Source organism: Flavobacterium cutihirudinis, from assembly GCF_003385895.1.
GTDB lineage: Bacteria > Bacteroidota > Bacteroidia > Flavobacteriales > Flavobacteriaceae > Flavobacterium > Flavobacterium cutihirudinis.
The window spans coordinates 560,080-578,750 of sequence record NZ_QRDQ01000008.1 but is presented as its reverse complement, the minus strand read 5'-3'; the positions used below and the strand labels follow the sequence as shown (position 1 = coordinate 578,750).

The following is an 18,671-nucleotide window of genomic DNA, read 5'->3' as shown; positions in this document are numbered from 1 at the left end:
CACAGGGAATGAGAAAAGCTAAAATACAACCCTTTAAAAAAGCAAAGCAATGGGACTAATAAAGCTAGTTTGTTCCCACAAAAGACAAAGCACAAGGGAGTGATTCTGCTGAAATGTAACCCTCAAAAAAACAGAGCATTGGGACTAATAAAGCTAGTTTGTTCCCATAAAAGACAAAGCAAACAGAGGTGATAAATCTGTACAATAATTTTATAAAATGGTACTGATTCTCAGTTTTTGGGTAAATTGAGAATCACCATTTTATAAGTTCAAATTCACAAATAAAATCTATATATAAAAAAAGCAGGCACTTGGGGATGTCGGCTTTTTTACACAAAAAAAAGAGCCGACAAGTAATTGTCGGCTCTTTTTTTATTCTTAAATATATTACCCGTTTAAAGCTTCTGCTCCACCAACGATCTCTAAGATTTCGTTTGTAATAGCGGCTTGACGTGCTTTATTGTAAGTCAATTTCAATTGGTTTCTTAATTCTGTAGCGTTGTCAGTTGCTTTGTGCATAGCTGTCATACGCGCTCCGTGCTCTGAAGCAAATGAATCACGAATACCTTTATATAATTGTGTTTTCAATGATTTTGGAATCAAAGTCAATACAATTTCTTCTTTTGAAGGCTCGAAAATATAATCTCCTGTAGAAACTGCTGTATCAGATTTAATTGGAGCTAACGGTAAAAACTGCTCTGTTTGAACAATTTGTGTCGCAGCATTTTTAAACTGATTGTAGATTAATTCGATTCTGTCATATTCTCCAGATAAGAATTTTTCAGTCAAATTATCTGCAATTCCAGCAACATTTTCAAAAGTTAAATGATCAAAAATTGCATTATGATGTCCGTGAACTTTAAAGGTTTTAGACAAAACATCGTTTCCTTTTTTCCCAATTGGAAAAACATCAACTTGTTTTCCTGCATAAAATTCAGAACGATTTTTTACTTCTTTGATTACATTTGAATTGAATGCACCACACAAACCTCTATTAGAAGTTATCGCTACAAGCAATACTTTTTTTACTTCACGTTGAGTTGTGTAATCTCCTCCAACTTCACCATCAAGTGTAGCAGAAAGATCTTGCAATAACTCCGTTAATTTCTCGGCATAAGGGCGCATCGCAGTGATTGCATCTTGTGCTTTCTTAAGCTTTGCAGCAGAAACCATTTTCATAGCCGATGTAATCTGCATCGTCGATGAAACGGAAGTAATTCTATTACGGATTTCCTTTAAATTTGCCATCTATTGTAGTTGTTGGTTGTTAGTTGTTGGTTGATAGTTACTTGGATAATTCCAAAAACAATCAACCAACAACCGTCAACTAATAATTAGTTATATTTTGCTGAAATTTCTTTTGCTGCTTTTTCGATAACATCAGTAATGTTGTCATCTAATTTACCAGCTTTCAACGCGTTAAGCGTATCTTTATGTTTACTGTTTAAGTAAGCGATAAAATCAGCTTCAAATTCTTTTACTTTATTTACAGGAACACTTTTTAATAAGTTTTTAGAACCAGCGTAAATAATTGCAACTTGGTTTTCAACAGGATAAGGATCATTTAAACCTTGTTTCAAGATCTCAACGTTTCTTTTTCCTTTTTCAATTACGTTTAATGTAACAGAATCCAAGTCAGAACCAAATTTAGCGAAAGCTTCTAATTCACGGAATTGAGCTTGGTCTAATTTTAAAGTTCCAGAAACTTTTTTCATTGATTTAATCTGTGCATTACCTCCAACACGAGATACAGAGATACCTACGTTAATAGCAGGACGAACTCCAGAGTTGAACAAATCTCCATCAAGGAAAATCTGACCATCTGTAATCGAAATTACGTTTGTTGGGATATATGCAGAAACGTCACCAGCCTGAGTTTCGATAATTGGTAAAGCAGTTAATGAACCACCACCTTTTACGATAGACTTAATAGAATCTGGTAAATCGTTCATGTTTTTAGCGATACCATCATCAGCAATTACTTTACAAGCACGCTCTAATAAACGAGAGTGTAAGTAGAAAACGTCTCCAGGGTAAGCCTCACGTCCCGGTGGTCTTCTTAATAAAAGAGAAACCTCACGGTAAGCAACAGCTTGTTTAGATAAATCATCATACACAATAAGTGCAGGACGACCTGAATCTCTAAAGTACTCTCCAATTGCAGCACCTGCGAAAGGAGCGTAAACTTGCATTGGAGCTGGATCAGAAGCATTAGCAGCAACAATAACAGTATAAGCCATTGCACCTTTTTCTTCTAACATTTTAGCGATTCCTGCTACAGTTGAAGCTTTTTGCCCAATTGCAACATATATACAGAATACAGGTTTTCCTGCATCGTAAAATTCTTTTTGATTTAAGATTGTATCGATACAAACAGTTGATTTACCTGTTTGACGGTCACCGATAACAAGCTCACGCTGTCCACGACCAACCGGGATCATAGCATCTACTGCTTTTACTCCAGTTTGTAATGGCTCAGTTACTGGCTGACGGAAGATAACTCCAGGAGCTTTTCTTTCTAATGGCATTTCGTATAAGTCTCCACCAATTGGTCCTTTTCCATCAATTGGAAAACCAAGCGTGTTAACTACACGTCCTACCATTTGCTCACCTACTTTAAGAGAAGCGATACGTTGTGTTCTTTTTGCTGTTGATCCTTCTTTGATTCCAGTTGATGGTCCTAAAAGTACCACACCTACATTGTCTTCTTCAAGGTTCAATACAATAGCTTCAAGTCCGTTTTCAAATTCAACTAACTCACCATATTGTACATTCGATAGCCCGTAAATACGAGCAATACCATCTCCAACTTGAAGTACTGTTCCTACTTCCTCTAGCGTAGCACCAGATTCAAAACCTTCTACTTGCTTTCTTAATATTGCTGAAATTTCAGCAGGTTTGATTTCCGCCATCTTAATTTATAATTTAGACACTTTTATGTGTAATAAAACTAATTACTTAACTCTCTTTTTAATACTTGTAATCTGTTTGCAACAGAAGCGTTGTATTGTTGATCACCTATTTTTAAAATAAATCCACCAATGATTGAAGGATCTACTATATTTTCAATTGTTATTTTTTTATCTGATAATGTTGCCACTTTTGCTAAAACTTTAGCTTCAAGAGCTGCATCCATAGGAATAGCTGTAGTAACTTTTGCTACTTCAACACCATTACTTTCATCAAATACTTTACTATATTCTACTGCAATCGCATCTAGAATTTCGAATCTTTTGTTTTCGAATAATAAATGAAACAACCCTTTAGTTATACCATTTACATTTGCAAAAACCTCTAAAAGAGCACTTTCTTTAACTTCAACTTTTGTAGTTGGGTTTTGAATAAATGCACTCAATTCTGCATTTGTCTCAATTGCTGCTGCAATTGATTTCATATCGTTGTTTACAGCTTCAGCAACACCTTTAGAGTTTGCTAAGTCTAAGATTGCTTTTGCATAACGAATTGCTGCTCTTGTACTTGCCATAATCTTAGTTTAACTTTACGTCACCTAACATTTTCTCTACTAATTTAGTTTGAGATTCTTTGTTAGATAATTCTTCTTTCAACAATTTTTCAGCAATGCTTAATGATAAAGTTGAAACTTGAGATTTCAATTCAGCCATAGCAGCATTTTTTTCACTTTCGATAGCAGCTTTAGCTTGCTCGATCATTTTTTGACCTTGTGCTTGTGCTTCGTTTTTAGAATCAGCAATCAATTTCTCTTTCATTTCACGAGCTTCTTTCAACATCGCGTCACGCTCTGCACGAGCTTCGTTCAAAATTCTTTGATTGTCAGCTTGAAGGTTTTCCATTTCTTTTCTTGCATTTTCAGCAGAAAGTAATGCATCCTTAATACCTTGTTCTCTATCATTAACTGCATCAAGAATTGGTTTCCAAGCGAATTTTTTTAATAAAAATATTAATCCAACAAATATTAATACTTGCCAAAAGAACAAACCGAACTCGAACTGATTTATTAACTTTTCCATTATAGATAATTATAAATTTTAATTTATGTCTTTTTTAATCGCTAACCAGCAGCAATTTTAATGTTTTAATTTTTTAAACAATAGTTACAACCAACCGTTGTAACTATTGTTTTTTTGTGTTTTAATTAAGCAGCGAATAATGCAGCGAAACCAATTCCTTCAATAAGTGCAGCAGCGATAAGCATAGCTGTTTGGATTTTTCCTGAAGCTTCTGGTTGACGAGCAATAGCGTCCATTGCTGAACCACCAATTCTACCAATACCTAAAGCAGCTCCGATTACGATTAATCCAGCTCCGATGAAATTTAAACCGTTCATATATGTATATATTAAAAATTAAACATTCTTTTTTATGGGTTTAATTGGTTATTTGTTTAATCGGTATCGATTTGACAAATAAACAGTTAAACTTTTTAGTGGTGCCCCTCCTCTTCGTGGTGGTGCTCTTCTACTGCTGAACCAAAATAAAGTGCAGACAGCATTGTAAAAATATAGGCTTGTAAAAATGCTACTAAAATCTCTAGTATAGAAAGTGCAAATGATAATCCGAAAGATAAACTACTTCCGATCCAGCTTTTAAAGATAAACATTAATCCGATAATACTCATCAATACGATGTGACCAGCAAAGATATTTGCATACAAACGAATCATTAATGAGAATGGCTTAATGAAAACTCCTAACAATTCGATTGGAGCCAAAATAATTCTCATTGGTTTTGGTACACCTGGCATCCAGAAAATGTGACCCCAGTAATTTTTATTTGCAGTAAGATTTGTAATTAAGAAAGTAATGATTGCTAAAGAGAATGTAATTGTTAAATTACCAGTAGCATTAATTCCTAGTGGAGTTAATCCGAAGATATTTAAAAACAATACAAAGAAAAAGATTGTCAATAAATAACTCATGTATCTTCTATAATGTTTTTCACCAATATTAGGAATAGCAACTTCATCACGGATGAAAACTACTAATGGTTCGAAAATTCTTCCAACTCCAGAAGCAATTCCACCATTTTTAGCATATGACTTCGCTAAGCTTGTAAACAACCAGAACATTAATATAGCAGCAACAAAAATAGAAAGTACTGTTTTTGTAATTGAAAAGTCTAATGGACGAACATTTGTTGGATGACCTGTTTTTTCATCTTCCGTAATTGTTCCGGCGGCATCAGTTTTGTAAATTTTACCATCATGGTGATTAATCACATAATAGTTACCATTTGATTCTGCTACAGCATGACCGTGATTAAATTTTGAAGAAGAAAAAATATGAAGACCATTATCCCAAATAATAACTGGTAACGGAAAACCATAATATTTTCCTGTTTCATCATCCTGAGTTAAAGTAAAATCATGAGAATCCAAAACGTGGTGACCAATAAAGCCTTTAATTTTAGATTTTACGTCAGTTGGCTCTGCATGATGGCCTTCTGCAGCAGCTTCGTGAGCTACTTCAGTTTGAGTATGTGCAGCATCTTTTTCCGAATTAGCAAAGCCGATTACCGGAAGACAAGCTACTAAAGCTACAAGAATAAATCTGAGTGGTTTGTTTGAAATCACCATATCTGTTGAAAATCTGATTTTTTACGTTTCTAAAATTTGGTGCAAAGGTACATTTTTTATTAATATTCAAAAGGATATGAAAAATTATTTTTGAACCTTCTTTTAAAGAATCCTTATTTTAAGGCTTTTCATTTAATAATCGGATAGTTAAAAGCGTCTCAAATAACAAAAATAGAATAAATGTTATAAAAAAGTTGATTTTTTCAACAGCCATGTTTTCAAACTTGTCTGTCAAAATCGGTCTCAAAATTAAATAGAAAAAAAACATTTGAATAAAAGTGCCACCCATAAAGAGCATTCCGATATTATCGAAGTGAGTCGTCTTGAACTTTAAAAGTATCATAAACAAAACCGTTGCAAATGCAAAAAAAACAAAATACAACCATTCTAATGTATAATGGAATTTTTGATCCTGAATATCACAAACAAATAAAACTCCTTTATGTATTATATAGGAGACTACGGCAAGAATAAATAAATGTAGAATTGGTCTATAATCTTTTAAAAGCATTTGAAATAATTTTTATGCAAAGATGCAATATTTATTCTAAGCTGTTTAAAAGGTAAATTACTTTGTTTTATTGATTTCGTTAACTTGACGGAAAACATTATAAAGTGCTATGGCAACACCAACCATAATAAGAATTTTATGGTAATAGACTTTTGGACTTGGATGGTTTTCATCTAGCCATGTTCCTAAATAAGAAAACAGGAAAATGATAACTCCCATTTGAATAGGAATATTAATAAGTGCGATCCATTTATTCCTCCTATTATTATTCGGTTCCTTTTCCATCTTCTAATAATATTACCGGATTAGAATTTAGCATCGTACAAGTTGCTGTAAAATCAGCTCCGGGTTCAATTGACAATTTCCCCACGGCTATTTCTCCATGAATACGAGCTGTCGCCTTTATATTTAATACTTCTAAAACTTTCAATTTACCGTGAAACTCTCCTTCAATATCAGCATTATGACAAATAATTTCGCCTTTAATAATTCCGGATGCACCAATAACAAGTTTTCCCTGCGAAGTAAAATTCCCAATTAATTCTCCATCCAGTCTAAAATCGGCTTTCGAGACAATATCTCCTACAATAGAAGTTCCTTCTACAATTCTGTTGGTTTTTCCTAAAAGTTCTGTACCGTTTTTTTTGACTTTCTCAAACATTATTTATGGGGTTTTTGGCGCCGTATAAGCTTCAATATTTTTTTTGATTTGAACTATCGAATAATTATCACTTGAAATGATAATTGCCGGATTCGAAATTTTATATTTTTTATCATCTCTTAAAACGCCTGAAACGTCTCTGGCATAAGCCTCCGATTTTAAACCATGAATAACTACAAAACTTTCTGTTTTATTGTATTTGTCATAAGAAGTTGTTAGTCGCTCATAATTTTCAACCAACATATAAACCTTTAATGCCTCTTCAATTTTTTTAACCGTTTTAGTATCAGAATTAGAAACAGGATATATAATTTTCCAGTTTTTAGTGTCAACTGTCGTAAAATCAAGTTTTTCTAAACCAGGAATTTGTTTCTCCAGAATTTCACGTGCATTTTTTCCTTCCTCACTATTCGGATAATTATCGGCAACTGCTTCAAGTCCTTTTTTATAAGCGGCCAGACCATTTACTTTTCCTAAAGCATTGGCTTTAAGCAATTCATATTTAGAAACAATATCTTCACCCGCATACTGATTGATCAGATTGTCAATATTGTCTAAAATAGTATTGTAATCTCCCTGTTCATAAATTTTGAACCATTTTCGATATTCCTTATCTGCTGTTACTAAATCTTCTGTATTGGTATTATTTAAAATCAGTGCATACCTCGATTTTGGATAATTTGCCGTTATATCAGATTTGATTCTTTCTGCACGCGCCGGATTTGTAATTTCATAAATTTTATACAAATTGTACATCGAAGGTAAAATCAATTTTTCCTCAGGTTTGTTTTGTAGCAGCTGCTCCAATTTATCACTTGCTAAATTGTATTCTTTGAATTTCTCCTTATATATAAGTCCTAACTGGTAGTAAGCAAAATTACGTTCTTTCCCAATGCTGTCCATCACGAGCTGACTTGTAGGCAATTGCTTTTCGTAGAATTCTGTTGTATATTTTGGTTCAACTATAGTATCTCTCAATGCATTTATCGAATCCTGGCGAGCTGCTATAGAATCTTTTAAAGCCGCATTGGCAATTGATTTTGAAGATGCTAATCTCCAGTTACCAACCAAAGCTCTGTTGCCCCACATTTTTCTGAACTGCAGTTTTCCATATGCTACTGTTGTAGGATTATAAAAATAGAAAGTACTTGCCGCATCGCCACCCATAGACGGATTTAACGGTGGTCCTAAAGCCAAATCATTTTTCCCGGGTGTTTGCGGGTTCAAAGTTGTTGGCATATTATCGGTATTTGTATTTCGGTCAATATTGGCAAGTCGCTCTTTTTCTTTTTCTTCAGAAATTCGTTTTGCCTCATCTTTCCTTTTAAGCTCTGCGATATAACCTTCAAAATAAGCTTTACGCTCTTCGTCCGGCAAACCTTTAACTTTTATAATACTATCATTTCGCTTAGCAATTGCCTCATATTTAATAACATTATCTAAGTTTTTTCGGTTTTTTTCAATGAAGGCAAACTCTCGGGTTTTCGGATTTAGTTTAACCAAAGTACTATCATAATATTTGGCCGCCATTGTATAATCTGTATTTTTGAAATACATATTTCCAATATTTCGATACGCAGACGCTACCAAATAAGGATCTTTAGACTTTCGGCCCAGCGATAAATTATAAAATTCCAAAGCATTTTCCTGTTCTTTGTTTTTATCAAAAAACACTCCCATTTCATAAAAAAGAATATCATAATACGGGCGGTTTTCGCGATCATCAACCAGTTTGTTATAAGTTTCTACAAACATATCGTGATTTCCGTTTTCGTAATTAAACATCTGTGCTTTTTTGGCGTAAGCCTGCATCATGTACTTTCGATCCGCTTTTCGATTCATATCAATTACGGCATCATAATAATAGATGGCACTATCTCTTTTATTATCTTCCTGATACATTTGTCCCAAAATAAATCGATAGCGCGCGCGGTCTTCATTTATTCTCGAAAATTCTTCAGCAACTCTAAGTTTTGCAATTGCACTATCTCTTTGTTCCAAATTCAAAAAAGCTTCAGCCAACAATGCATTTGCATCTGAGAAAGTTTGCTTGTTTAAATCTGCTTTCTTTAATAAGAGATTGATGTTTTTTACCACCACAGCATCATTTCCTAAACGCATATTTGTTTTTTCGCGCCAGATTTTTGCTGTATGAATATTACTGCTGTTAGGATATTTATATAAAATATAATTGAAGGCTTCTAAAGCCGGGATAAAACGCTGGTCGTAATATCTGGCTTTTCCAAGCATCAGATACGCTTCATCAATCTGATAGTTTTTTTCGCGTCCGCCAATGTTCATTGAATGTTTTTGAATGGCTTTTGTCGCTTTGGTTTCGGCTAATTCAAAATCAGGATTTTTTGTTTTTTCTCCTTCTGAAAAATTCTCATCGAACTGCATTTTTTCTATAGGCAGCATTTTCCAGAAGTTATCCTGATTGTTTGCCTGAATAGATTTTAGACCTTTGTCAAGAGCAATTCCACCGTTATACAAAATGTTATATTTTGTACTCAGCGCATGTGAATTTCTAGACAAAAAAGTATTTTTCTTGGTAGAACAAGCTATCAAAAAGAATAAAAAGATAAGAAAAAAACTATATTTAAGAGTATTCTTTTTCAATAGAACTGATTTTAAAGCATAAACTTCTAAAAGGCATTTTTAGTATAAAGACTTGTAAAAATACGCTTTTTTTGAAATATAGAACCTTATACGGCAAAAAACGATTCAAGCTCTTGCAAGGTTTCTTTTGAGGTCTGAATATCCTTCACTATTTCACCTTTATTCAGTGCAACAATGCGGTCGCAAACTTCGACAGTATGCTGTAAATCATGACTTGAAACCAGAACGGTAATATTTGGATCTTCTGCTAATTCTTTAATAATTTTCTTCAAACGGCTTACAGTAGTCGGATCTAAATTTGCAAAAGGCTCATCTAAAATTATCACTTCAGGATTACCAATTAAGGTTGCAATAATTCCAACCTTCTTTTGATTTCCTTTGGATAAATCGCGCAGGTATTTTTTGTTTTTTAAAATCTCTCCGTTAAAAAACTCCTCGTACTTTGCTAACAATACATCGATATCAGCTTTATTCTGATGATGTAAATCGCCAATAAAATAAAAATACTCTTCCGGAGTCAGATAACCAATAAGGAAGCTCTCGTCTAAAAAGGAACCAGTGAAAGATTTCCAGTTTTCATTACTATTTACCTGAATATCATTATTTTTTATATACCCAGTTGTTGGCTGAATAAGATCTAAAAGCAAACTGAAAAAAGTGGTTTTCCCAGCACCATTATTTCCAACCAATCCAAAACTCTGCCCTTTCGGAATTTCAAGATTGCTGATATTTAAAACTGTAGTTTCGTTATATTTTTTTGAAAGTTGACTTACTTGTATCATTTTCTTTAGTTTAATTGTTGATTTGTTTAATCGTTAATTTGTGTTCTAATAAGATGAATTATCTCATTATAAAATTGGCAAATTATCCAATTAACTTTTTTGTTTATAAGCATTTATAGTACTGTACTTTTCTCTTTTGTATATTTTTTCTATCAATGAAAAAACCTTTTCTTTAAAAACAAAACCCAAAATACCAGCTATTGCAACTAATGCAAGACCAAGGTTTTTGTTGTCAAAATAAAGACCAATTCCATAAAGTAATACAGGCAGGAAAATTTTTGGCAACGAGAGTAACATTGCATTTACATTAAAAGCTTTTTTATCTCCAAAAGCCCCGCCTCCACTGTTCAAATCGATTGGTGTTTTTGTAAATGCACCGCCCAAAAGAACCAAATGTGAATTAACTCCAATATTGTAAATTGCTCCAACTACAATTGTTAAGTAAACTTCGAGCCCGTAAAAAAGATAAAACGAAGCCAAAATTGTAGAAACAAAAGTGCCAATAACGATCAACCACCATTTTGAAGTAATATAACCTCTGTACGGAATATTTTGAGTCATCATTAACTGATAATAGGAACTGTCCCAACTTGGTACGAACTGACCAAATACAAACAAAAAACCTCCAGAAACAAAAATTCCCGCAAAAATTTGCATTGCAACGGGTTGATGTGTGTTTCCAAAAAATATAAGACCATAAAAGAGAAAAAGAAAACTCATTACGATAGTTGTCTTTGATCTTTTATTTCTCTTGATTAATTTAATATCATTTTTAAGGAAAGTACCCAATGTCCCAAACTGATTCAGCCAGGAAAGGTTTTCGGTTGTTGCTATATCTACTTTTTGTGAAAGACCTGCATCGATAAATAAATTATCCTTTAAGTATCGGAAACTGAAAATATAAAGTCCAATTAATACTAGAAACGGAATTAAAAATAATCCTTTTATAGTATAAAAACCATGAAAAATCGGTGTTAAAAAAGCGGTAATATCAAATAAATCATAATATTGAGCAGCTCCCAAAACAATGGCAATCCCAACAAAAACAACAAATAAGCGATCTATATTGGTTAAAATAATATTTAAAAAATTATTGATGTATATCAACGAAAAAATTGCCAGAAGCCAGAACGTAATTCCAGCAATATCATAACCTTCTATAAAAAGAACAACCGAAAACGGAATGAAAAACAATCCGTGAATCCAGTTAAAAAAAGACAAAGCCGTTTTTCCTAAAGAAAAATGGACAATTGTTGGTCGTTTAAAAGGCAAAACCAATAACGGTTTGATATTTAAAACCGGAATAGATTGCAATAACAATCTCATTACTAAATCAGCAATGAAATAATAAATCAAAAATTTATTCACCGTTACCAAAGGTTCCAGCTTCATCTCTTTTAAAATATAAAATGCGCCAACGCCCATTGCAATAAAAATTAATGAAAAATAAAGCATTATAAAACCTATTAAAATTTTCATTGCCAGATTCTTACCAAAAGATGCTGATCTTGTAAAGGCTTTCCATTCGAGATAAATAAACTTCTTAATCATGGTTATTTTGGTTTTAATTTTCGTAGTAAGAGATCAAATGTAGGAAAACGTTACAAAAAAAGTTAAAAAAAATATTTTAGTAAGCGTCAATTACTTATGGTTTGCTACTTTTGCAAAAAAATTAAATCATGCCTTCATTCTTAAAACTTATAATTAAAGAGGTAAAAAGAGAAACTGCCGATGCTGTTTCGGTACTTTTTAATGTTCCTGAAGAATTAAAACCAGACTATAGATTTATAGCTGGTCAATATATAAATTTAAAATTAACTCTTGACAATCAAGAGATAAGAAGAGCATATTCTATTTGTTCTTCCCCAGAAAGCGGTGAGCTAAGAATTGCGGTAAAAGCGGTTAAAAATGGTTTGTTTTCTCAGTTTGCTAATACCAAACTAAAAGCAGGAGATGTTCTTGAAGTGGGTCATCCGGAAGGAAAATTTACTTTTGAACCTGATGCTGAAAGACAAAAAAATTATGCGGCTTTTGTAGCAGGAAGCGGAATTACTCCAGTACTTTCGATTATAAAATCGGTTTTAAAAAGTGAGCCAAAAAGTTCATTTGTATTAGTTTACGGAAATAAAACTCCTGACGCTACTATTTTTCACCAAGAATTACATGATTTACAACTGCAATATGTTGGTCGTTTTTTTGTTCATTATGTGTTTAGTCAGGCTAAAGCCGAAAATGCTTTATTTGGACGAATTGACAAATCTGCAGTGAATTTTGTTTTGAACAACAAACATAAAGAACTTCAATTTGATAAGTTCTATTTGTGTGGTCCGGAAGAAATGATCAACACAGTTTCGAATATTTTAAAAGAAAAAAATGTAAAAGAATCAGCAATTAAGTTTGAGCTTTTTACATCTTCGTCTGAAGAACATGTAATTCAGGGTTCTCAGGAAGGACATACAAAAATTACGGTTTTAGTTGATGATGAAGAAGTTACTTTCGAAATGTCTAAAAAACAGACTATTCTCGATGCAGCTCTAAAACAAGGCGTTGACGCTCCATATTCTTGCCAAGGCGGAATTTGCAGCAGCTGTTTAGGACGTGTTACAGCTGGTTCTGCAGAAATGACTAAAAATTCAATTTTAACAGATGGTGAAATTGCAGAGGGTTTAATTTTAACTTGCCAGGCGCACCCAACTTCGGATACTATTTATGTTGATTACGACGATGTATAATCGTTAAAAACTCCAAAATATAAAATTCCAAATTCCAATTTTCTATTGGGATTTGGAATTTTTTTTGTGAGATTCTTTCTTTTTTTGGTGTTTAAAATTATCGAAATACAATTTTCACTTCAAAAACCATTTTAAATAATCTATAAAAAAGCATCTAAATATTTAAGATTTTTTTAAGAAATACGATTAAAATTTAGTAAATTAGTACATGCTTAGATTTATAAATTCTTCTTTATCTCGAAGAAAGGTTTTCTAAGATTATATTTTATTGTCAACACGTTTTTAAAACTTTCAATATTATGGCAATGCATCACTACCTCCGTCTAACGTTTATATTACTTTTTGTAATATCCTCTTTTATTGTGGTTTATTTCGTAATTAAAAAAAGAAGAAATAGAAAAGCTCCTAAACTTCTTTCAAAAGAAAACTATTCTTCTATGCGTGAAGAAATGAAAGAAATACCACTTGCTAATGATAATTTTTTTAATATTTGGCCTTACGTAAGTGAATTAAAAGCAGCCAAAATTTTATCGAATAAAATCAAAGAATCTGAATTGATACACAAAGTTTACAGAAATTCAACTAATGATTTTGAACATGTTTTACTTGTTACTGAACAAGAAAACCGTTTTGTTGAAATTGTAGTCGATAGAAAGAAAAAGAAAGCAATGGGTTACCTTTTACTTAATTTATAAAAGATTCTAAATTCCAATTAAAAAATTCCAAATTCCAACTTTACTATTGGAATTTGGAATTTTTATTTTTTGGATTTTCTACTATAACTGAGACTGAATAGTATTAAATATTTTCTTTGGAGAAATCGTTCGCATGGCATCTTCGTAACCTTCAACGATTTTATTTCCGTAAACTGATGTTGGCAGTTTTGGATATTTATTTCGGTCAGAAGTTAAAGCGTTTTCTAAACTCTGATTAAATGGTAAAAATCCCGCGTATGGGTGTGTCGCGCCCCAAAGCGTAATTACTTTTACTCCTAACATTGCAGCAATATGTGCGTTTCCAGAGTCCATGGAAAGCATTATATCCAGATTGCTAATTAGTTTTAATTCCTGTTGAAACTTAATTTTACCAGCTACGTTTATTACATTTTTAAAAGGCTCAGAAAGTGAATCTAAAATTTCGATTTCCTTTTTTCCGCCTCCAAAAAGCAGAATAGTATATTCTTTATTTTCTGCCAATTTCGAAATTACCTCTTTCATTAAATCCAAAGGATAAACCTTAGAATCATACTGAGCAAAAGGCGCGATTCCGATTAATTTTTGGTAATTTTCACCAACTAAATCGGTAATTTCGGCACTTAAAACTGCTTTTTTAGGAAATTCCGGTTGGGATAAATTCAGAGGGAAACCCAATTCTTCAAACACTTTTGCATGTCTTTCAAACATGGTTGGCAATTGTTTGAAAATCTTGTTTTCGGCGCGGGTTAATTCTTTCTTTCCTTCTCGGCCTTTATCAACCGTGGCTCTTTTTTTTCCGCTTAAAGCGAAAAGCAAACTCACAACTTTAGATCGCAAAACATTATGAAGATCTGCAAATGCATCAATTTCAAGCTGTTTTAAATCTTTAAACAATCTTAAAAGTCCTGGAAAACCTTTGTGTCTTTCTTTTTCATCAAAAGCAAAAAATTCAAGATTTGGAATTCCTTCAAAAAAAGGCTTAAAAAATGGTCGCGAAATTACGGTCAGTTTAACATCAGGATACTGTTTTACAAACGCTCGTAAAACAGGAACCGTCATGGCGACATCTCCCATTGCGGATAGTCTCATGACGGCTATGTGTTTAATTTTGGTAGACAAGTCGGCCAAATTATTTTTTATTTTGATATAAAACCGGGTTCAAATCATCGTCGTTGTACATTTTCATTTGTTTGTACACTTTCATGAATTTATCACCATTTTCGATATCGGTCAATAACTCTTCAATTGCTGTAGATAAATCTGTTCTTTGTTCTAAAAGAATATTTAGTTTTTCCTGACATTTATCTCTGTGTTCTTGTGAAGCCTCAGCACGTGTAGCTTCTTCGTGCATGTGATAAATTTTTAAAGCCAAAATCGATAATCTGTCAAATGCCCAAGCTGGACTTTCAGAATTGATTTTTGCTCCATCTTTTGCTTTTATATGACTGTATTTTTGCAAAAAGTAACTATCAATATATTCAACCATATCCGTTCTTTCCTGATTAGAAGCATCGATTCTTCTTTTTAAAGTTAATGCTGCAACCGGATCAATTTGCGGATCACGAATAATATCTTCAAAATGCCATTGAACAGTGTCAATCCAGTTTTTTAGATATAATAAATGCTCGAATTTATCCTTTGGGTAAGGATTATTTATTGGCTGATCAACATTATCAAATTGATGATAATCCTTGATACTTTGTTCGAAAACTGAATATGCTAATTTTGAAAACATGTCTTTAATTATTAGAGTTACAAAGATACTTTTTATACTTTTATACGGAGAAAAAAAGCAATTATTTTTCGTTTTAAAACTTTTCTTTGTTAATAAATTAAATCTTCGCTATGAAAATTCATTATATATCCGAAAACAACAGCGTTCTAAATCACTTTCTTGGTCAAATTAGAAATGTAAATGTGCAAAATGACAGTATGCGCTTTCGAAGAAATATTGAGCGTATCGGCGAAATTATGGCGTATGAACTGAGCAAAATTTTACCTTATAAAACGGTAGAAATTCAGACACCACTTGGCATCAAAAAAACAACCGAAATTGAAACCGATTTGGTTCTTTGTCCCATTTTAAGAGCGGGATTGCCGCTTCATAATGGTTTTCTAAATTATTTTGATCATGCCGAAAACAGTTTTGTTTCGGCCTGTAGATATCATCCAAATAATGATGATGAGTTTGAAATTTTAGTTGAATATCAGGCGATTTCTAACTTAAATAATAAAACGGTTTTACTTCTTGATCCAATGTTGGCGACAGGTCAATCGATTGTTGCTGTTCACGAAAAATTGCTTCAAAATGCTTCTCCGGCAGAATTTCATATTGTAGTAGTAATCGCTGCACCGGAAGGAGTTGCTCATCTTGAAAAGCACTTACCAGAAAATTGTCATTTGTGGATCGCCGCCTTAGACGAAAAACTAAATGAGAAAAATTATATTATTCCCGGACTCGGAGATGCAGGTGATCTTGCCTATGGAAGTAAATTATAATTGAGAAAAATAAGTAAATAAACTACAGCAAATAAGTACATAAAAGACAATTTCGTTGTTCAGTTTTTGCTGTACATATTCGACATGACTTGAAGCCATAATAGCCAATGGTGTAATGCTGAAAAGTAATAAATCATTGCTCTTATTTGGCGAAAGAATAAAAACAAAAGCGGCTATAAAAAAACAAGCCACTACTTTTTTATACGATGTATGTACTATTTGTGGTCTGTTTGATAAAGTTGTTAATATCGAAACTACAAAAAATAAGGCTACAGCAACGTAAATTGAAAGTGCGCCATTTTCGTAATTGTTTTTAAAATAATCAATACTTAAATCAATTACGGCTCTTTTTTCAAAAAATTCGATAGCATCAAAATGAAAAATTAGTGAGACTAATAAAAAAATCAAAGCAACCGCTAAAAGGGCAATAAAAGGTAAAACCCAGTTTCTATAATCGCGCGAAACGTGAAAAACAATGGAGATAAAAACCAAAACCAGGAACAAAATACACCAAAATTGAAATAAAGAAGCTACTAAAATCCAAAAAGATGCATCAAATATTTTTTCTTTAGATGCTTTTAATGACTGCAGAGAAATAAGCCTGCGAAGCGCCAGCAACAGAAAAAAATTGGCATAAATAACATTTGAATCGTTAAATATTGTCGGGAAAAATAAAATAAACAACAAGTAGAAAAAAATCGTGTATCCGTTGTCTTTGCTGAGTCCGTTCTTTTTTGCGATAAAATTAATCAGGAAAAAAGATGCTAAAACAAAACACAACAAACTTATTTTTTGAAAGGCCAAAAAATAATTTGTAATCCAGGATGGATCCTGAATTTGAAACAGAAAAAAGAAAACCAGTATTAAAATTACGACCAAAGAATAATTTAATGGCGTAGATTTTTTAAAAACACTTGTTATCATAAGGATATTTTATACTTTTGTGATTGTAAAGATAATACTTGTTTAAAATGAAAAACCGAACAAGTTGAAAAAAGATTTGATTAATCAAATTTTATCTTCAAAGCATTACACAACAATAAATAACATATAATTTTAAAAAATTATGACAGCTTTTTTTGAAGGAATACAATACTTATTCGTTAACATTTTGTTTGCTCCTCTTGACTTTTTACGTCATTTAGAACTAATTACTTGGTTTGGTGCAAACACTATCAACTGGATTTTTATGATCATCTGTGCATGTGCAATCGTTTATTGGATTAAACAATTACGCATTTTTGATGACGCTGGAACAGAAAACCAAGATACAACGGCTCACTCTTTCTTAAAATAAAAAGTATCTAACCCTTCGAAAAGGGTTAGAAATTCATTTTTATATTAGATCGAATCCGATATCTTTTCTAAAATACATCTTATCAAAGCTTAGTTTATCTATGTTTTGGTAAGATTTTTTTATGGCCTCCTGGAAATTATCTCCGTAAGATGTCACAGCAATTACACGTCCTCCATTAGTAACGACATTTTCGCCATCTAATTTTGTTCCTGCGTGAAAAACTATAGAATCAGTAACATTTTCTAATCCAGAAATTACTTTTCCTTTTTCGAAATCTTCAGGATATCCGCCAGAAACCACCATAACAGTTGTTGCGCTTCTTGGATCAACTTCTAAATTGAAATCTCCTAGTTTTTGATCTGCAACAGACAAGAACAATTCAACTAAATCTGATTTTAATCTCGGAACTACAACTTCAGTTTCAGGATCTCCCATTCTTACGTTGTATTCAATAACGATTGGTTCGTTTTTCACATTAATCAAACCAATGAATACAAAACCTTTATATTCAATTCCGTCTTTCTGAAAACCTTCGATTGTTGGTTTTACAATACGAGTTTCGATTTTTTCCATCAAAACAGCATCAACGTAAGGAACTGGAGAAACTGCTCCCATTCCGCCTGTATTTAATCCTGTATCACCTTCACCAATTCTTTTGTAATCTTTTGCCGTTGGAAGAATTTTATAACTTTTTCCATCAGTTAAAACGAAACAGCTTAATTCGATTCCGTCCAAAAATTCTTCAATAACAACTTTTGCACTTGCTGTTCCAAATTTAGCATGAACCAACATGTTTCTAAGTTCAGTTTTTGCTTCTTCAAGATCCTGAATAATCAAAACTCCTTTTCCAGCTGCTAATCCGTCTGCTTTTAAAACGTATGGAGGTTGTAGTGTTTCTAGAAACTCACATCCTTTTTCAACTGTTTCAGCAGTAAAACTATCATAAGCTGCAGTTGGAATGTTATGTTTCATCAAGAATTCTTTTGCAAATTCTTTACTTCCTTCTAATTGTGCACCTAATTTAGATGGCCCAATAACCGGGATGTTTTTTAAACTTTCGTCGTTTTTGAAATAATCATAAATACCTTTTACCAACGGATCTTCTGGTCCTACGACTACTAAACTTATATTTTCTTTAAGCACTAATGCTTTTACAGCTTCAAAATCTGTCGCAGATATTGCTACATTTTCTGCAATTGCAGCAGTTCCTGCATTTCCAGGTACTACAAAAAGTTTTTCGCAAAGCGGACTCTGAGTCATTTTCCAAGCAAAAGCATGCTCTCTTCCGCCTGATCCCAATAATAAAATTGTCATGGTGTTGT

Annotated in this window: 19 protein-coding genes; 4 read left to right on the top strand and 15 right to left on the bottom strand. The window is 32.6% G+C overall.

All coding sequences use genetic code 11. The features are described from left to right. Positions 1-387 precede the first annotated feature (387 nt). The 11 genes from atpG to BD847_RS08205 form a co-directional block, all read right to left on the bottom strand. The gene (gene atpG / locus BD847_RS08260) at positions 388-1,248 is read right to left on the bottom strand and encodes an ATP synthase F1 subunit gamma (protein ID WP_115887815.1); all 861 of its coding nucleotides are present in this window, start codon (positions 1,246-1,248) and stop codon (positions 388-390) included. Between the two features lie 86 nt (positions 1,249-1,334). After that, entirely contained in the window at positions 1,335-2,912 is a 1,578-nt protein-coding gene (gene atpA, locus BD847_RS08255) for a F0F1 ATP synthase subunit alpha (RefSeq protein ID WP_115887814.1), read from the bottom strand. 38 nt (positions 2,913-2,950) lie between these two features. Next, complete coding sequence (atpH, locus tag BD847_RS08250) at positions 2,951-3,484, bottom strand: ATP synthase F1 subunit delta (protein WP_115887813.1); 534 nt, start codon at positions 3,482-3,484, stop codon at positions 2,951-2,953. Positions 3,485-3,488: 4 nt separating this feature from the next. Beyond that, positions 3,489-3,989, bottom strand: coding sequence for a F0F1 ATP synthase subunit B (locus BD847_RS08245; RefSeq protein WP_115887812.1), 501 nt, complete (start codon positions 3,987-3,989; stop codon positions 3,489-3,491). 125 nt (positions 3,990-4,114) lie between these two features. Beyond that, positions 4,115-4,306, bottom strand: a complete 192-nt coding sequence (gene atpE, locus BD847_RS08240; RefSeq protein WP_053472986.1) for an ATP synthase F0 subunit C — start codon at positions 4,304-4,306, stop codon at positions 4,115-4,117. A 95-nt stretch (positions 4,307-4,401) separates the two neighbouring features. Next, complete coding sequence (gene atpB, locus BD847_RS08235; protein WP_115887811.1) at positions 4,402-5,553, bottom strand: F0F1 ATP synthase subunit A; 1,152 nt, start codon at positions 5,551-5,553, stop codon at positions 4,402-4,404. Positions 5,554-6,121: 568 nt separating this feature from the next. Further along, positions 6,122-6,349, bottom strand: coding sequence for an AtpZ/AtpI family protein (locus BD847_RS08225; protein WP_115887809.1), 228 nt, complete (start codon positions 6,347-6,349; stop codon positions 6,122-6,124). Beyond that, entirely contained in the window at positions 6,330-6,725 is a 396-nt protein-coding gene (locus tag BD847_RS08220) for a bactofilin family protein (RefSeq protein WP_115887808.1), read from the bottom strand. The genes BD847_RS08225 and BD847_RS08220 overlap by 20 nt, the downstream gene beginning before the upstream one ends. Positions 6,726-6,728: 3 nt before the next feature. Further along, positions 6,729-9,344: a type IX secretion system periplasmic lipoprotein PorW/SprE gene (porW, locus tag BD847_RS08215; protein ID WP_115887807.1), complete on the bottom strand. Its 2,616-nt coding sequence runs from the start codon at positions 9,342-9,344 to the stop codon at positions 6,729-6,731. Positions 9,345-9,430: 86 nt separating this feature from the next. After that, complete coding sequence (locus BD847_RS08210; RefSeq protein ID WP_115887806.1) at positions 9,431-10,126, bottom strand: ABC transporter ATP-binding protein; 696 nt, start codon at positions 10,124-10,126, stop codon at positions 9,431-9,433. Between the two features lie 90 nt (positions 10,127-10,216). Beyond that, positions 10,217-11,677 (bottom strand): DUF5687 family protein, encoded by a 1,461-nt coding sequence (locus BD847_RS08205; RefSeq protein WP_115887805.1) that lies wholly within the window; start codon positions 11,675-11,677, stop codon positions 10,217-10,219. Positions 11,678-11,805: 128 nt separating this feature from the next. Between BD847_RS08205 and BD847_RS08200 the strand changes: the two genes are divergently transcribed. Next, a complete protein-coding gene (locus BD847_RS08200; RefSeq protein WP_115887804.1) occupies positions 11,806-12,858 on the top strand; it encodes a ferredoxin--NADP reductase in 1,053 nt (350 codons plus the stop codon). Between the two features lie 299 nt (positions 12,859-13,157). Further along, the gene (locus BD847_RS08195; RefSeq protein WP_115887803.1) at positions 13,158-13,553 is read left to right on the top strand and encodes a hypothetical protein; all 396 of its coding nucleotides are present in this window, start codon (positions 13,158-13,160) and stop codon (positions 13,551-13,553) included. An 81-nt stretch (positions 13,554-13,634) separates the two neighbouring features. Here the strand turns inward: BD847_RS08195 and BD847_RS08190 are convergent, their stop codons facing one another. After that, complete coding sequence (locus tag BD847_RS08190) at positions 13,635-14,642, bottom strand: glycosyltransferase family 9 protein (RefSeq protein ID WP_115888341.1); 1,008 nt, start codon at positions 14,640-14,642, stop codon at positions 13,635-13,637. A 40-nt stretch (positions 14,643-14,682) separates the two neighbouring features. Beyond that, on the bottom strand, positions 14,683-15,288 hold the full coding sequence (locus tag BD847_RS08185) for a DUF4254 domain-containing protein (protein ID WP_115887802.1): 606 nt from the start codon (positions 15,286-15,288) through the stop codon (positions 14,683-14,685). Between the two features lie 110 nt (positions 15,289-15,398). Here BD847_RS08185 and upp point away from each other — a divergent pair, with 110 nt between their 5' ends. Next, positions 15,399-16,052, top strand: coding sequence for a uracil phosphoribosyltransferase (gene upp, locus BD847_RS08180; protein ID WP_115887801.1), 654 nt, complete (start codon positions 15,399-15,401; stop codon positions 16,050-16,052). Here the strand turns inward: upp and BD847_RS08175 are convergent. Continuing rightward, positions 16,047-16,976 (bottom strand): DUF6427 family protein, encoded by a 930-nt coding sequence (locus BD847_RS08175; RefSeq protein ID WP_115887800.1) that lies wholly within the window; start codon positions 16,974-16,976, stop codon positions 16,047-16,049. The two genes, upp and BD847_RS08175, sit on opposite strands and share 6 nt — an antisense overlap. Before the next feature lie 142 nt (positions 16,977-17,118). Between BD847_RS08175 and BD847_RS08170 the strand changes: the two genes are divergently transcribed. Further along, on the top strand, positions 17,119-17,349 hold the full coding sequence (locus BD847_RS08170; RefSeq protein WP_041519835.1) for a DUF6341 family protein: 231 nt from the start codon (positions 17,119-17,121) through the stop codon (positions 17,347-17,349). Positions 17,350-17,388: 39 nt separating this feature from the next. On the opposite strand, the gene purD is transcribed toward BD847_RS08170, so the two are convergent. Further along, complete coding sequence (gene purD, locus BD847_RS08165; protein ID WP_115887799.1) at positions 17,389-18,663, bottom strand: phosphoribosylamine--glycine ligase; 1,275 nt, start codon at positions 18,661-18,663, stop codon at positions 17,389-17,391. Between the last annotated feature and the right edge of the window lie 8 nt (positions 18,664-18,671).

Excerpts from the sequence above, each read along its gene's own strand:
- atpG (WP_115887815.1), bottom strand. The coding sequence starts at position 1,248 with ATGGCAAATTTAAAGGAAATCCGTAATAGAATTACTTCCGTTTCATCG.
- atpA (WP_115887814.1), bottom strand. The coding sequence starts at position 2,912 with ATGGCGGAAATCAAACCTGCTGAAATTTCAGCAATATTAAGAAAGCAA.
- atpH (WP_115887813.1), bottom strand. The coding sequence starts at position 3,484 with ATGGCAAGTACAAGAGCAGCAATTCGTTATGCAAAAGCAATCTTAGAC.
- BD847_RS08245 (WP_115887812.1), bottom strand. The coding sequence starts at position 3,989 with ATGGAAAAGTTAATAAATCAGTTCGAGTTCGGTTTGTTCTTTTGGCAA.
- atpE (WP_053472986.1), bottom strand. The coding sequence starts at position 4,306 with ATGAACGGTTTAAATTTCATCGGAGCTGGATTAATCGTAATCGGAGCT.
- atpB (WP_115887811.1), bottom strand. The coding sequence starts at position 5,553 with ATGGTGATTTCAAACAAACCACTCAGATTTATTCTTGTAGCTTTAGTA.
- BD847_RS08225 (WP_115887809.1), bottom strand. The coding sequence starts at position 6,349 with ATGGAAAAGGAACCGAATAATAATAGGAGGAATAAATGGATCGCACTT.
- BD847_RS08220 (WP_115887808.1), bottom strand. The coding sequence starts at position 6,725 with ATGTTTGAGAAAGTCAAAAAAAACGGTACAGAACTTTTAGGAAAAACC.
- BD847_RS08210 (WP_115887806.1), bottom strand. The coding sequence starts at position 10,126 with ATGATACAAGTAAGTCAACTTTCAAAAAAATATAACGAAACTACAGTT.
- BD847_RS08205 (WP_115887805.1), bottom strand. The coding sequence starts at position 11,677 with ATGATTAAGAAGTTTATTTATCTCGAATGGAAAGCCTTTACAAGATCA.
- BD847_RS08200 (WP_115887804.1), top strand. The coding sequence starts at position 11,806 with ATGCCTTCATTCTTAAAACTTATAATTAAAGAGGTAAAAAGAGAAACT.
- BD847_RS08195 (WP_115887803.1), top strand. The coding sequence starts at position 13,158 with ATGGCAATGCATCACTACCTCCGTCTAACGTTTATATTACTTTTTGTA.
- BD847_RS08190 (WP_115888341.1), bottom strand. The coding sequence starts at position 14,642 with ATGAGACTATCCGCAATGGGAGATGTCGCCATGACGGTTCCTGTTTTA.
- BD847_RS08185 (WP_115887802.1), bottom strand. The coding sequence starts at position 15,288 with ATGTTTTCAAAATTAGCATATTCAGTTTTCGAACAAAGTATCAAGGAT.
- upp (WP_115887801.1), top strand. The coding sequence starts at position 15,399 with ATGAAAATTCATTATATATCCGAAAACAACAGCGTTCTAAATCACTTT.
- BD847_RS08175 (WP_115887800.1), bottom strand. The coding sequence starts at position 16,976 with ATGATAACAAGTGTTTTTAAAAAATCTACGCCATTAAATTATTCTTTG.
- BD847_RS08170 (WP_041519835.1), top strand. The coding sequence starts at position 17,119 with ATGACAGCTTTTTTTGAAGGAATACAATACTTATTCGTTAACATTTTG.
- purD (WP_115887799.1), bottom strand. The coding sequence starts at position 18,663 with ATGACAATTTTATTATTGGGATCAGGCGGAAGAGAGCATGCTTTTGCT.